Genomic DNA, 14187 nt, shown 5'->3' on the forward strand with positions numbered 1-14187 from the left:
TGTCCACTGCTCCGCAGTGAGCGGAAGTCTTTCTGTTGCCAAACAAGAGGCCCCGTTAATCGGACTCTTGTTACGATGCGGTTCTAGGCTCTATCGGGTGCCAGATGCTTATTTTGCGGGTCTCCGGCATCAGGAAGAGGGCAAGCACGAAGCACACCGCAGGAACCGCGATCGGATAGATCAGCGCGTAGCCGATGCTGCCGGTGGCCGCGAAACCCGCCGAGGTGATGAACGGCACCAATCCGCCACCCCAGCCGTTGCCGATGTGATACGGCACCGAGACCGACGTGTACCGAATCCTGCCGGGGAAGTATTCTGCCAGGAACGCCCCGACCGGCCCATACACCATCCCGACGTAGCAAACGAGGATGAAGATGATGAAGATCGCGATCGGATAGTTGATGTTGCCAGGCTGCGTGACCGTTCCCAGCCACAAATACAGCGGATAGTACGTGATCGCGGCAAGCAACATGCCTCCCAAGATCACCGGCTTGCGACCGATGATGTCGGACAGCCAGCCGAAAAAGATCAAGCTCGGCGTCGCGATGAGCAGCGCCGCTCCCACGATGTAGGCCGAGGTCAGCGGGTCCACCTTGGAAACCTGCTGCAGGAAGTACAGCGCCCAGAACTGGCCGCTGTACCAGACCACTCCCTGCCCGATCAGTACGATGGTGGCGATCAGTATGAATTTGATGTTCGCGCTAAGGAAGGCCTCCTTCCAGGGGTTCCTGGTCATCTGCCCCTTGGCCTTGATCTCCTGGAAGATCGGCGTCTCCTGGAGCTGGAGCCGGATGTAGATTGCGATGGCCACCAGCAGGAACGAAACCAGGAACGGAATGCGCCACGCCCATTCGTCGAATACCTGATTGCCGAAATACGTCCGCGTCGCAATGATTACCGCCAGCGACACCACGATGCCGAGAGTCGGAGAGGTCTGCAGCCAGCCGGTGTAGTAGCCGCGGCTTTCGTCCGGCACATGCTCGGCAACATAAGTGATGGCCCCGCCATACTCGCCGCCCAGGCACAGGCCCTGGATCATCCGCAAGCCGAAGAGAAGGAACGCGGCGGCCAGACCGATCGACTCGTAGGTCGGGATCAACCCGATCGCTCCCGTGCCCAGTCCCATTCCGCTGAGCGTAACAAGGAACGTATACTTGCGGCCTACCCGGTCGCCCATCCATCCGAAAAGGAACGCCCCCAGTGGACGGATCAGAAATCCTGCGGTGAACAGCGCAATCGTGCTCAGCAGAGCTGCGACCGGGTGGGATTGTTCAAAGAATTTGACTGACAGAACTGCGGCCAGGCTGCCGAAGATGTAAAAGTCATACCATTCGATGATGTTTCCCACCGACGCAGCGATAATCACGCGGCGGAAATCTCTCGGAATTTGAAGTGCCATGTGCGCCTCCTATTATTTCAGGACATCACCTCGCATCTTTACCTCGCATTTTTTCAGCGCTTGAATTTCTCGCGGCCCAAGGACCCTGCGCGTGTTTACAATCGCGACATCTGGACATCGGTGTGTGTCCGCAACGCCCGACCTCAGGAGAGCTTTGAACCACCCGAGGAGAACTCCAACAGCCTTCGCTAACGCCCCGTCTGTCCGGGACCGAAAGCGCGGGAGGAGTGTAATCTCTAAGCGGGAGGAGTGTAATCTCTAACAGGACTGCCATCTTATAAGACTTTTGGCTCACAATGGGCAGCCGCTCCGCTACGGCCGATTTCCCAAAATCGGGATGCACATGATCGCGAACGCCAACGCCAGCATGATATCGAGAGGGTTCACCATGGGCCATTTCCCGTATCAGGGAGGCGGTTGCATTCGCGTTCGTTGCGAACCAGCCAATCCGCTGCCTTGATTAAATTCCTCGCGAGTCTGCCAGCTTCCCCGGCCCCACCCTCGCCAGATTAAGTTTACGATAGGGACAGGCTTCGGCGAGGAATCCCCACCGAAGCCATTGGGCAAAAGCTCAAACCGCGATCAGGCGGCCCGGACGTAGCCGTAACGCAGATTCGAGGGCTCCTTGGCGGCGAGCTCATACTCGCTCTTCAGGGCGGCCAGCCGGTCCTCGGAAAAGGTTGGCATCCTGATATTGTCGGCGGCCTTGAGCTTGATCCGGTACATCCGGGCCGCGTTGCCGCCGAAGATCAACTGCTTGATCGCGCTGTCGGCGCCACCGAGCGGAGCAAAACCATATTTCTTCTGCATATCCTCAGGGATTTCGAGCCGACGCAGCGCTTCGATCTGCCACTGGGGCGACCCGTACCAAACCGAGTCGGTGCCCCATAGGACATGATCGACCCCCATGCCCTTGATCAGCGTGCCGACCAGAGCAGCGCAGAATTTGGGATGCGCCACGGCCGAGTTCGCAAACGACGTGCCAAGCTCCGCGTAGACGTTAGTGACCCCAAACTTTTGCGGAATTTCCGCGAGATCGGTGGCCCACCGGATGCGGCCTGTGGACTCGAACTCGGCCCAGGCCTGGTCGGGCAGCTCGAGGAACGGACGCAGCGCCGAGTGATAGATGACGAAGTTCATCTGCGGCCAGTCTTTGGCAGCCTTGCCGATGTCCCAGGCGGTTGCGTACTCCCATACTCCGGCGAAGGATTTCTCGTAATCGGGCGGCAGCAGACCCTTGTGAATGCATAGCGTTGTGATCCCAGCTTTCACCGCCTTGTCGTAGAACGGATACATCACCTGCTCGTCGTCAAGCCGCCAGGGAAATTTCGACGGCGCAAGCGGGTCGCCGATCGTGTAGGACTTCCATGAATCGGGTTTGTAGACTGCGATCGCCTTGTCGACCTCATCCATCCAGCCTGGCTGCTTGGGCGTGATCACGGTGTGCGCCAGCAAGCGGCGTGAGCCCGCGAAGTCATTGACCATCTCGCGCGCTTTGGCGATTTGCTCGTTCGACAACAGCCACCAGCTCGGATCGTCGAACGGGGCGCCGCTCAGAAGCGCCATGGTGGTGTCGCTGTCGTAATAGATCTCCTTCATATAGTTCTGGAACTTGTAGCGGGCGAGCGACGACACGCCCTCCTGCTTCATCTGCGGGTTCCAGTGCTGGCTGGCAAAGCTTGCGAGGTCCAGCAGCTCCTCATGCTTGAAATCGTCGCGCACGAAGTGGGTCTGGACGTCGAACACGAACTGCCCTGCGAGACTTTGCGCCCGCGCCAGCATCATTTCAGGCTCGCGGGCCTCGGCCGCCGTGACCTGGAAGACGTTGCCGTAGATCTCGTTCATGGCGAGAAAGGCAGCCGCCATACCGCAGCTCGTTCGCATGAACTGCCGGCGGTTCAAGCCGAGCCGTTCGCCGTTAAGGTCGGCCAACTCATTAATGCGCGCCTCGACCTTCTTCTGGGTCGCGCTCTGCGAAGGCGGCAAATACTCGCCGTTCGATACAATCTGGGTCGGAACCGGCGTTGCGGCCGATGCCGCCTCGGCGCCTGCGACAAGGCGCTGTTCTCGTTCACTGAGCCAACTACCCATCTTCCTCCTCCCTGTTTAAATGGTGATCGACCAGTTGCCGGTCGTTAACGGGGAGAACGCTACACTCCGGATCTGCCCAAATCATGACGCGGGGTTTCCGTCGGGCTTGGACTACGCGCCGGTCTGTTTGAATGGCGCCGCGATCGAGGACAACGAGCCCGCGGTTCTCTTGGCGATGCGCGAACCGATTATTGGTCAGCTATCGAAGCCATGCCGTGCCTTCGTGGCCGGCACGCGAGCTCGCACCTGCCGTACATTACGCATCCAAGTGAGCTGGCGGCCCTGCTGCTGGAAGTGGCGGGCTGATCACCATTCGCCGACAATCGGCGTCGCCGGCTGCTCACCGAGGCCGGCCACACTCTTTACGCGCATGCGCGCTCGATCCTGAAGGACGTCGCCTTCGCCAAGGAGACCGTTCTCAATCAAACCAAGAATCCGAGTGACAAAGTATCTGTCGGATTTCCAACATCGGCATGCCGGGGGTTGGCCGCCGCGCTGATCAGGAAAGTCGAGGAGCAATATCCGAACATCTCGCTTCACATCATCGAGGCCATGACGGGCACGCTGGATGAATGGATGCAGACCGCACGGACTGTTCGGTGCAATTCCAATCATGGACCCGACGCCATCCTGGCGGCTTCGGTGGTCGTATCGCAAGGGACAATCAACATGTCTTCAAGTAAAGCCGTTGCGCGAATTCTCATCGACCTCATGGGCGCGATGATCAAGAACGAAACGTGGAGAGCCCGAATTATTGCTGAATAAGATCTTTGAGCGCGCAATTGCACAATAAGGTGCATCACTACCGAGATTGATGTTGTTAGAATTTGTCCAAGGCGAAATCAGTGTTGCGGCAAATCCCCTTGTTGCTAGGATAGGACCCGGTCCAGCATGTGGAACAATGGCGCGTCACCGTTCCGTAATGGGCAGTCTGGCTTGCGTCAGACCATCTGATGGCTGTGACAGCCGGAGCCGCGCCAGGGCGCGCAGATCGTGAGGGTCGCTGCGGGTCCCATCCGGAAATCCAAACTGGCGCGAGTTGGCCCCGGTCTGCCGTCAAACAAAATATCTCAGCAGCAGCCACCACGAACAACATCAGCTCATGCTCCCTGGCATAAAGCAGCGCGCTTTCGGATGACCATCTTGATAATAGGGCCAAACCATTGTGCGGCCAGCGCGGTTTGGTCCTCCCACCACAGCTTCCTGCGGAACATCAACCCACTCGCCATCGATGCGCACGCGGTAGTGACCATTCTTGCTGTCCCAATCGGCATCGTCAACGCGCTTCGCATCACTGCCATCGCAGCATGGCCCCTTGCCACTGTGCAGGCTCTCATACCAACTGTTCAACTCAGGACGCTGGTGATCGTGAGCGCGAGCGAGACCGCTTGCAAAAATCGACAGCATTACTGCGAGAATGGTGAGCGTTGCATAGCGGAAGTCATCATTCATTTCGCACCCATCCATCGTTAGATCGTACGTTCTGTACAAGCCAAGTATGCTTGTCAGCGAGGAGAGCGCTCTCCTTCTGCTCCTTGTCGATCGTTGTTGAGGTTTTAGGCTACAGGAAGCTCTATCGAAGATAGGTGCGACGGCTTGCTCGTCAATTATATGACGTTCACCATTCTCTCACGTTACCGGGAGGTGTCGCAGCCATCGGCAGGAAGCCGCCCGTCGCGGAATGTTGAAGCGGGTGTCCGAAATCGCCAAGACGAGTGTCGCAGAGATCGCCAATTGACCCTGGGCTTCGAGACGCTCGTCTGATCGCGTCGATCGCTTGTACCGCCAATCCGCCACGTAGCGTGAAACCATGTCCTACAACTTCCTCGTGGCATCTTGGGGCGGTCCTGGCCATCTCGGCCCGACTCTGACCGCAGCGCGGCAACTACGCGCGAATGGTCATGGCGTTCGCTTTATCGCGCGTGCGGACGCGCGTGAGCCGGTGGAGGCGGCAGGCTTCGGCTTTGCCACTTGGCAGCGAAAGCCGCGTTTCTCGCCCATTGCGCAGAGCAGCGCCCCACTTGAGAAGGCGTTCGATAACCTACTGTTTGGTCCGGCCGCCGCGCGGGGCGCAGACACGCTAGATGAAATCAAGCGCGCCCCAACTGATGGCCTGTTGACCGATACCGCTCTCTTCGGCTCCGTGCTGGCTGCGGAAGCCGCGCGCATTCCTTGTGCACTGCTTTCGCCCACGATCAGCTTACGGCCACTGTCAGGCGTACCGCCGATCGGCAGTGGTTTGCCAGCGCCTCGTACGCCCGAAGAGCGCACCCGGGTCGAAGCAGCAAATAACAGGTTCGTTGCCGTCATGAATAAATGGCTGCCGATGCTTAACGAGGCGCGTGCGAGCCTGCACCTTGCCCCTTGCAGCCATGCGCTGGAGCTGTTCGATCGACCCGCCCGGCTCCTGATAGCCATGAGCGCAGCATTTGATTTTCCCGCCGACTTCCTCCCCGGCAATGTTCGGTATATTGGGCCACTGTTGGATGCTTCAGATTGGTCGCAGCCGTGGATTCCCCCCTGGTCCCGCGGATCGCATCGACCCCGCGGGCTGGTTTCTTTCAGCACAACGAACCAAGACCAGGCCGATGTATTGCAACGAACTGTCAATGCGATCGGACGCATCAAGATGGATGCGATTGCGACGCTCGGACCGGCTTTGGAAGGCGTCAGCGTACATGCGCCGGCGAACGTAACCTTGCTGCCCAGCGCCCCGCATGATGCGGTCATGAAGGAGGTCTCGCTGGTCGTAACTCATGGCGGCCACGGCACGGTGAGCCGTGCACTCTTGCACGGCCTGCCGCTTTTGGTCATGCCGATGGGACGCGATCAGGGCGACATCGCCGCGCGTGTGGAAGCCTGCGGCGTCGGGTTGATTTTGGCGCCAACCGCCGCCGAAACGGAAATTGCCGCAGCGATAAGCCGCCTGATCGAGAGGCCGCAATTCCGCGCCGCGGCCCGCCGGTTAGGAGACACTATTGCTGCCGAGGTCAGCAAGACCAGTCTTGTTAGCGAGCTGGAACACATAGTCCATGCCCGGGCGTTTTAGACTCTGGGAATCCCATTTCGACGGCTCGTCCAGTGGCGGGCCTGTCTTATCTCCACGAGTGCCTGATCGAAATTCGCAGGTGTGTCTTGGGTTGCGGCTACAAGCGCCGCTTGAGTGGTCCCAACAGCCATCTGATCAACTCTGCGGCTGGAAGTTCCGGGCTCAGGCGCACAGCCCTGACCACACCACAGCGGCATAAAGTCTGTGCGCCCGTGCGGTTCAGATGCGGCGCGCAGCGGAGCAAGCGCAGCCCCGGCGAGAGGAAAGGCCGGCACATGCGTCGCGATCGGACCAAGCTCTCGCACGATCCGCGTTGAGCATACGCGGGCCGGTCGCCCGGTGAAGACGTTTGTGATCAGCGTTTGCTCTGGTCGCGCAGCCCTCACCGCCTGTCGGTACAGAGAAGAAACATTCGCCTCTGCACAGAGGAGAAACGCCGTGCCGAGCTGTACCGCCGATGCTCCCAATGCGAATGCAGCGGCAACGCCCCTGGGATCGCTAATGCCTCCGGCTGCTATGACCGGCACTTTCACTGCATCGAGGATCTGCGGCACCAGGGCCATCGTGCCGACCTGCGCTTCGACTTTGTCGCGGTGCAGGAACGTTCCCCGATGTCCACCAGCTTCAAGCCCTTGAGCAATGATGGCATCGCATCCGGCTTCCTCCAGCCATTCCGCCTCTTCTACGGTCGTCGCCGACGACACCATCTTCGCGCCGGCCTTACGCACGCGATCGAGAAGGTGCTTGGACGGAAGGCCAAAGTGAAAGCTGACGACCTCCGGTTTGATCTCTTCCAGGAGAGCGCAATGAGCACTCCCGAATGCCGGAACAAGAACGCCGGGGGGACTTGGGTCGGAGGCAAGGCCGAACTCGGCATAGTACGGTGCTAAACACTGAACCCAGGCATCCTCGCAAGCCGGGTCTCTTTCGGGTGCCTCATGGCAAAGAAAGTTTACATTGATAGGCTTCGATGTCTGCCGTCGTATCTCGGAAAATGTGCTCCGAGCCTCTTCTGGGCTCAGATTGGAAAGGGGCAGCGAGCCGAGCGCACCCGCCTCTGCAACTCGGACAATCATCGAGGGCGTAACAATGCCGAGCATGGGCGCTTGAATGATCGGCACTTCAATTCCGAACAGCTCAATAATGGATCGAGGATAGGCGATCATTTTGTTGCTCGCGCCAGTTTGACTGACCGGCGATTTTGAATTGGTCACCAGTGCCCTGCGTTGGCACCGCCGTCGACGTGCAAAATCTCTCCGGTGACAAAAGCTGCATCTTCGAGATAGAGAACAGCGTCGACGATTTCCTGAATTTCGCCGATGCGACCCATTGGATGCATGGTCGCAAGAAAGCCATGCGTATTGATCGCATGCATGGGAGTGCGGATCGCCCCAGGAGCCACCGCATTCACCCGAATACCCTTGTCGGCATATTCGATCGCGAGGGACCGCGTCACTGTGTTGATCCCGCCCTTGGTGATCGCCGTTAGGGCCGCTGGCAAAGCCTTCAATGGCTGCTCAGCCAAGAGACTGGAGGTAATGTTGACGATGTGCCCGCTCCCTCGACGAAGCATTTCGGTTATCGCCTTCTGCGAGATGTGAAAGAAACCTCCGAGGTTTACTTGTAGGAGCGCCGTAAACTCGCTCCCGGTGTACTCCGTAAATGGCTTGGGCAGGAAAGCACCGGCATTGTTAATCAGGGTGTCAACGCGTCCGAAGTGCTCTTTTGCCCTTTCGATGACCAAGGAGGCTATTTCCGGTTGTGAGATGTCGCCGGTAACTTCGACCAGATTCAGCTGGCTGGAGGTCGCGACGTTTCGTGAACAGGCGACAACACGGTAGCCCTTGGCGAGGAATTGCCGGACTATTCCGGCGCCGATTCCCTGAGACGCACCCGTTACTATGGCAACTTTCTCTACGGTGCTCATCACGCTTTTTCGCTGAAATCGACCAAATCCAGGGCATCAATCTGGCGATTTCTGCGAAACTCGTCTTGGCGTTTTCGGACACCCGTTTCAGCTTTCCGTGACCGAACGATCCGCTGGACGGGCGTGCTGGATGATGAGGTTGGCTTCATCCATCCCTTCTGCGCCGATGCGAAGCTCGCGCGTGAAGAAATTTGTCGGCGACTCGCCAGCGATGTCCCGGAACTCGCTGACGAGGTGCGCCTGATCGGTCAAGCCACAGGCCTGGGCAACCTGTGCCCACGACCGGCCGTTCCGTCGTTCCGCGAGAATTTTTTGAAAGCGCGCCAAGCGCGCGAACCGCTTCGGACTGACGCCAAAAGCAGCATTGAAGGCACGCGAAAGATGACGCGGACTGGAGTCCAGTTTTGCAGCGAGGGAGTGCATCTGCATGGTTGGGTCTTTCCTGAGATGCAGCGCCGCGCGGTTGGCGAGGCTATCGGCATGAGGCCGAAGATGTCGAAGCAAGAAGGATTGCACACCAGCAATCCGCTCTTCGCTTGTTTGCGCCGCTGCGAGCAAGTCGTCACACATTGCCACTTCGCAAGCGCTGAATATGTCCCCAAGATGGATATTGGCGTTTGCGAATTCCCTAAGCGGAGCTTCGACTATGCGGCTCGCCGCATCAGACCTGAGACAAACAATGACGACGCCAAGTGCTCCTGTGGGGCGCAGAGTAACGGCATGAGACTGAATCTGGGTCGCGCACTTCGTCGGTAGGAGTTCCGTGCGTTGATGTATTTCCGCCGGAGTTCGATATTGACCGATTAACCGAAGAGAGGTGCCCGGGGCACACTTGATCGTAAGCGCCTTTGCGACATCCCCATCCGGAATGTCGCAGTCCCAGATTGCCTCGAGGATATCGGAAAGCGAGGCTGAACGAAAACATCTCAGAATACCAACACCCTCATGCGCCGAGACGTTCGCATGGACACCAATTGGATACTCGACGAAATTCATGCCGGCACAATGCTCCAGCCAGGTACGATGAGAGGCCAGTAACCTTAGCAACCGCGGCAAATGCCCTTGATCTTGCGGTCGAGTTCAGCGTTCTCGCGATTGACTGGATCGTTCGGGTTCATCAGGTTTTTCTCCGATGGCACTTGATCGGCGCGCGGCTGGCGGTGGCCGACAGGTGCTTCATTTGGCGAACGAGCCGTCTGCGCAACCGCCGCCGAAGTGCCGACCAGGGCCAGGAACGCTATTGTCATGATCAACTTTCGCATCATGGATCTCCCCAATTTGGGGCCCCTTCGCGATCATGGTGACGGCAAGCTCGATCACAAGGTACGGCAAGCCTCACGATTCATTTAGGTGCTCCAGCAAGTAGGTGCTCCAGCAAGCCTTGGCATGCGCACGACCCGCCGATCTTCTCATCCTCGCGGCGGGCCGCCGGCCCCCTGCGGTCACACCCGCCGCCGCGCCCTCGCCTGCGGCTTCCAACCAACCAGCGGACCACCGACGATCACGGCCTTCGACACTCCGAGACCGTCGAATTCAACCAGTCCGGAATGAGTCCGTGCCGTTTCAACCTGTGAGACAATAGAGAAACCTAAGGACCTGGGCATAGTCCGCGTATCGCCGCGAAATTTCCGGCTGGCGGTGCGCTCCGGCGTGCCGGCTTACGACCATCCCCACACCAGTAAGAGATTCGCCGCTGAGGCCGCCAATAGCGCCGCCGCAAGCGCGATGTGCACTCGCTCGCCGGATGTTTTGAAGACCGTTCTCATGGCGACGAAACATCAGGCGATTCTAGTCGGAGAGTCTCGCATGATATTTTTTGCCGGATTCAGGACTCGTTTACGACTCAGAGGCTCCGTCGAAATGCCCCAGCCGCGTCCGAGACTTTCACCTGTGCGTGAAGCTGGCGCCTCCCCCGGGCCGAAACCCCCACCTCTCAGGCGCGTTAAGCTCGTCCTATCGGAGACATTCCAATGCCCTATGCGCTGTTCAGTAATGATGCCAAGTTGAGCAAGGCCTATCCGACCGAGGCGGATGTCTGGAGGCATGCTCGGCTGAGCGGCCTTGTGGTCGACGTGGCATCGGAAGATGACAAGCCATCGCCACGGCCGGTGCTGGATAATGACTACGAGATCAAACCCTGCCGGCCGGACCCGCAGGAGGATCCCGCCAAAAACCAGGCCGACGCCGAGCGCGACGCCGAACTGGAACTTCAGCTTGGTTCGGAAACGGGACGATTGGAGTGACCGTCATCTCGGCGCGCGCATTGGCGCAAACGCGGAATCCCGGGTTTCCAAGCCTGATTCTTCCCAATCAGTAGGCTTTGACCTGGAGATTGCACCCCACAATGACGATGGCTTCTGAGCTAGGGCGTCGCCGCCCCCAGCGAAGCCTGCTCGGCGGCCAGTGCCACACAGGCCCTCTTGCGGTGCAGCCCTCTTATCGCGCCGGTGACCTTGAGCACCTTTCCGGCTGGACATGAAGCCGCCTGCACAAAGGCGATTTCATAAGGCGCAAGCATGAGGGGTTCGGATCTCAGGACGGTCTGGGCAACGCACGGCGCCGCAACTACAGATAAAATCACCCCTAACAACAAGGTACGCATGTTCGTTGTCCACTCACCAGCGGCGGCATAATAGCCGATTGCGAGCGGAAGTTCCGCCTCGGCCGAAGAATATTTATTTGTCGGAGGGCAGCCGGCACACGGACGGCTTTCGGGTCCGATTGGGGTCGAGCCGCTCAAGAAAGCGGGGATTCAGCCCCGCCAAGGCGCCGCCAACCCGTGAAACGCTTAAGCTCATGCTGAACAAGGCCCGACGCAGGCAGGAAAAGGCCGCCCAAGGCCTTTTCCCGCATCCATGCAGACTTGGTCAGTACGGCGTGGCGACCGGGCCACCCCAGCCGAAGCGGTAGTTGATACCAGCCTTGACAGTATGGTCGTCGTTCCGGAAACGGGAGCCGACGATCTCAGCCGGTCCGCCGGTGATGGTGGTATTGCCGAAGTTGTAGTATTGATATTCGGCCTTGGCGGACCAGTTCGGCGCGAACATATATTCGAGACCGGCACCGACGGTAAAACCGTCCTTGCGGCTTCCATCGGCGGTAAAGGCGACCGGCGCGCCACCGACGCTGACGTCGATATTGCTGTTGTCGCGCCAGGCGTAGCCGCCCTTGGCGTAGAGCAGCGCCGGACCCCAAGTGTAGCCGAGCCGGCCGGTGACCGAGCCCAGCTGGTCATTGTTGGTGGTGACCAGAGTACCACCCGGGAAAAGCACGCCATTGTTGTTGCTGCTCAGCCAGCTGTACTGGGCTTCAGCACCGACCACCCAGTTCGTCGCGAACTGGTAATCGAAGCCGCCCTGCACGCCGCCCAGAAACCGGCCCTCACTTCCCTGCAGGCTGTTGTCGCCCGCGAAGGCACCGCCGACATGGCCACCGATATAGAAGCCGGTCCAGTTGTAGACGGCTTGCGGCGCCGTATAGGCCGGAGCCTTTGTATAAGGACGCGGCGGCATATCCGCCGCGAACGCGGGAGCCGCGAACGCAACAATGGCGGCTGCGCCGAGCAAAAGCCTTTTCATGAGTTGTACCCCGTTATTGTCGCTACCACATCAAGTCAAACAACGTGGCCTCATTTTGGTTGCTTAGCGCCAATGCCGGACCAGTGATCATTCGCAACTGTGACCCGACGGCAACAACGTCTTTTTGTTCCAATCGGCGGTGCGTTTTGCCCCAAAAGCCGGTTTGCGGTGATGGTTTGTCGCGCCTTTTGGCGATCTGGTTCAGGGCTCGCTGAAAAGTGATGGATTTCCCCGCATCGCGGGGCGCCGGGCAAGCAAAACCCGGGAAAACACGCAGCCGTTGTCCCGATGGGCGACTTTCCGCAGATGCCGGACCGGCTGGTGAGCTTTCCAATCGGCGCAAGGTACCGTTCAGCGCTTGGGGCAAGCAAGTCGGCGGTCCGCCCCTCGACCAGAGAAACCGTTTTCCAGGCGTTCCGGACGGACGCGTACAAATTTTACGAGCGTTTTAGATCATGCTGCCCGGCATGAAGCACCGGATCGAGATCTGCCCCTCAACCCGCATCGGCCAAACCATCGTCCGTCCCGCCCGGTTTGGTTCGGTGACCAAAGCGTCGTCGGGAACGTCGATCCACTTATTGTCAAGGCGGACGCGATAATGGCCGTCTTTGGATTCCCAATCGGGATCCGCGACGCTTTCACCATCGGCCACGGAACAGCACAGTCCTCTGCCGCTCGCGAGCCGATCGAACCAGGATTTAAGCGGTGAGTTGGCGTAGCGCCCGTCAAGGTCGCGGGCTGTCGCGCTGCCAACCAGGCACGCAACTATCACACCAAGGGTCAGACCAAACACGATGCGTTTCATTGCCACGCTCCTGAGTCCCAAGCCCAGTCCCGTTTTTGCTTCAAGCAATGTTCATGCCGCTCTTTGCGAATCGCAGCGTCGTGATAATCACGGTGTTCCAAATATAGCTCGCAATTGCGGCGCGGGCTGGGCATACCTGATCTCGGCGCGTGTTCGATTACGCGCTGGCGTTGCCGCATCGGAGATCAAGCAATAAAGCGCAGTGGTTTTTGGTCGTGCATCGGCGATCATCATGGCGGATGACGGGTCGAGAGCCGCGGGTCGAGAGCCATGTCAAACGCTAGCGCGCCAGCTTCCCCAACTCCGGGAACGGCGCATAGACCGCGCCGGCGCAGATGTCGCCGGTGTCCTCGACCAGGCGGTCGAGCCGGCGATCGACATAGAGAACGGCGCGTTCTCGTAACTCGCGATAACTTCCGTCGGACTCGCGCGGGGTAAAACGTAGACAGCTGACATAACGCAGCCGGCCGCCGACGGTGCGCTGCACCGGCTCGGCCATCGCGGCATCGCGTATGCCGCGCGGATCGTTGAGGTAGGTTTTCATGAACGCCAGTATTTCGGCGCGGTAATTGTCGGGATAGGGCTGGTTGGCGACACCACGATCGTCGGTGTAGCTGATGCTTCCGCCGTCGTTATTGCCGGCGCAGGCCGCGAGCGCGATCGGCAGCATCAGGGTCGCCGCACGCTTTGCTGATATTCCCAAGTACGACTCGTTTTTTTAGGTGCAGCTCGTTTCCCCCCGGCGCGCACGATCCGCCAAAGCATACCGCGGGCTCGACCCCAGTGTCGCGAATCCTAGACCGCCGGCCGGAGAAATGGAATTGGCATCTCGGCTATCGAGCAGAAGTCATACTTGCAAGAAAGACGACCTTGCAAGAAACACGACGCCGACCCGTGGCCATTGGGGAAGCAATGGCGCACGGGCCGGGCCTGACATCCGCTGGGAGCGGCGGGCAATGTATCGGCCACGCCCGCGGATCAGCATCAGCCGCGCTTGCTAGCGGGAGCAATGTGCTTGGTCGTGGCCTTGGAGAGCTGGTGCGTCTTGGCGTGCTTGACTTGATGAGGGCCCATCTTGGCATTCGGGTTCATCACGTTCGGTTTGACCTGCGCGGTTTTGGCCGCCGGCGCTTGCGTGGTCTTGCCGGAACCGGCGGCAAGCGCGGGCGCAGCGAGGACGGAAACCGCCAGCAACGCAGCGGAAATTGTCTTCAGCATGGTCATCTCCTGTTTCAAAGGGGATCGTGAGGTGGCCGGGTCGCGCGGCTGCTCGTCGATCATGCTTGCGACCTTACGTGCCGCTGCTGAACCCACCCTGAAGCGCAACGATAGGCTTCG

15 protein-coding genes are annotated in these 14187 nt (G+C 59.4%); 3 read left to right on the forward strand and 12 right to left on the reverse strand.

Translation table 11 applies throughout. From position 1 onward, the window contains the following. Window positions 1-70: 70 nt before the first annotated feature. Both N554_RS0102365 and N554_RS0102370 read right to left on the reverse strand, forming a co-directional pair. Window positions 71-1399: an MFS transporter gene (locus N554_RS0102365; RefSeq protein ID WP_029582004.1), complete on the reverse strand. Its 1329-nt coding sequence runs from the start codon at window positions 1397-1399 to the stop codon at window positions 71-73. Between the two features lie 582 nt (window positions 1400-1981). Beyond that, a complete protein-coding gene (locus tag N554_RS0102370) occupies window positions 1982-3490 on the reverse strand; it encodes an amidohydrolase family protein (RefSeq protein WP_029582005.1) in 1509 nt (502 codons plus the stop codon). Window positions 3491-3973: 483 nt separating this feature from the next. Between N554_RS0102370 and N554_RS0102380 the strand changes: the two genes are divergently transcribed. Then, window positions 3974-4255: a hypothetical protein gene (locus N554_RS0102380; RefSeq protein WP_029582006.1), complete on the forward strand. Its 282-nt coding sequence runs from the start codon at window positions 3974-3976 to the stop codon at window positions 4253-4255. Window positions 4256-4585: 330 nt separating this feature from the next. Here N554_RS0102380 and N554_RS37800 read toward each other — a convergent pair whose 3' ends face one another. Continuing rightward, complete coding sequence (locus N554_RS37800; protein ID WP_245283496.1) at window positions 4586-4942, reverse strand: hypothetical protein; 357 nt, start codon at window positions 4940-4942, stop codon at window positions 4586-4588. Window positions 4943-5300: 358 nt separating this feature from the next. On the opposite strand from N554_RS37800, the gene N554_RS0102390 reads away from it, so the two are divergent. Next, on the forward strand, window positions 5301-6539 hold the full coding sequence (locus N554_RS0102390; protein ID WP_029582008.1) for a glycosyltransferase: 1239 nt from the start codon (window positions 5301-5303) through the stop codon (window positions 6537-6539). On the opposite strand, the gene N554_RS35295 is transcribed toward N554_RS0102390, so the two are convergent. The 4 genes from N554_RS35295 to N554_RS0102410 all read right to left on the reverse strand — a co-directional run bounded on the left by N554_RS35295 (window position 6536) and on the right by N554_RS0102410 (window position 9728). Beyond that, entirely contained in the window at window positions 6536-7753 is a 1218-nt protein-coding gene (locus N554_RS35295; protein ID WP_245283497.1) for an NAD(P)H-dependent flavin oxidoreductase, read from the reverse strand. The two genes, N554_RS0102390 and N554_RS35295, sit on opposite strands and share 4 nt — an antisense overlap. Further along, a complete protein-coding gene (locus N554_RS0102400) occupies window positions 7750-8466 on the reverse strand; it encodes an SDR family NAD(P)-dependent oxidoreductase (RefSeq protein WP_029582009.1) in 717 nt (238 codons plus the stop codon). The genes N554_RS35295 and N554_RS0102400 overlap by 4 nt, the downstream gene beginning before the upstream one ends. 87 nt (window positions 8467-8553) lie before the next feature. Continuing rightward, window positions 8554-9462 carry a helix-turn-helix domain-containing protein gene (locus tag N554_RS37805; protein WP_081851076.1) on the reverse strand — a complete coding sequence of 303 codons (909 nt, stop codon included), beginning with the start codon at window positions 9460-9462 and terminating at the stop codon, window positions 8554-8556. A 44-nt stretch (window positions 9463-9506) separates the two neighbouring features. Then, the gene (locus N554_RS0102410) at window positions 9507-9728 is read right to left on the reverse strand and encodes a hypothetical protein (protein ID WP_029582011.1); all 222 of its coding nucleotides are present in this window, start codon (window positions 9726-9728) and stop codon (window positions 9507-9509) included. Window positions 9729-10436: 708 nt separating this feature from the next. Between N554_RS0102410 and N554_RS0102415 the strand changes: the two genes are divergently transcribed. Next, on the forward strand, window positions 10437-10709 hold the full coding sequence (locus N554_RS0102415; RefSeq protein ID WP_029582012.1) for a hypothetical protein: 273 nt from the start codon (window positions 10437-10439) through the stop codon (window positions 10707-10709). 119 nt (window positions 10710-10828) lie between these two features. On the opposite strand, the gene N554_RS0102420 is transcribed toward N554_RS0102415, so the two are convergent. The 5 genes from N554_RS0102420 to N554_RS0102440 all read right to left on the reverse strand — a co-directional run bounded on the left by N554_RS0102420 (window position 10829) and on the right by N554_RS0102440 (window position 14130). Beyond that, on the reverse strand, window positions 10829-11068 hold the full coding sequence (locus N554_RS0102420) for a hypothetical protein (protein ID WP_029582013.1): 240 nt from the start codon (window positions 11066-11068) through the stop codon (window positions 10829-10831). Between the two features lie 265 nt (window positions 11069-11333). Next, entirely contained in the window at window positions 11334-12044 is a 711-nt protein-coding gene (locus tag N554_RS0102425) for an outer membrane protein (protein WP_029582014.1), read from the reverse strand. Between the two features lie 448 nt (window positions 12045-12492). Continuing rightward, window positions 12493-12849 (reverse strand): hypothetical protein, encoded by a 357-nt coding sequence (locus tag N554_RS0102430; protein WP_029582015.1) that lies wholly within the window; start codon window positions 12847-12849, stop codon window positions 12493-12495. Window positions 12850-13129: 280 nt separating this feature from the next. Then, window positions 13130-13552, reverse strand: a complete 423-nt coding sequence (locus tag N554_RS0102435) for a hypothetical protein (protein ID WP_029582016.1) — start codon at window positions 13550-13552, stop codon at window positions 13130-13132. Between the two features lie 281 nt (window positions 13553-13833). Next, window positions 13834-14130 (reverse strand): His-rich protein BRANT, encoded by a 297-nt coding sequence (locus N554_RS0102440; RefSeq protein ID WP_245283498.1) that lies wholly within the window; start codon window positions 14128-14130, stop codon window positions 13834-13836. Between the last annotated feature and the right edge of the window lie 57 nt (window positions 14131-14187).

Origin of the sequence: Bradyrhizobium sp. URHD0069, from assembly GCF_000701345.1 — a bacterium.
Taxonomy (GTDB): domain Bacteria; phylum Pseudomonadota; class Alphaproteobacteria; order Rhizobiales; family Xanthobacteraceae; genus Bradyrhizobium.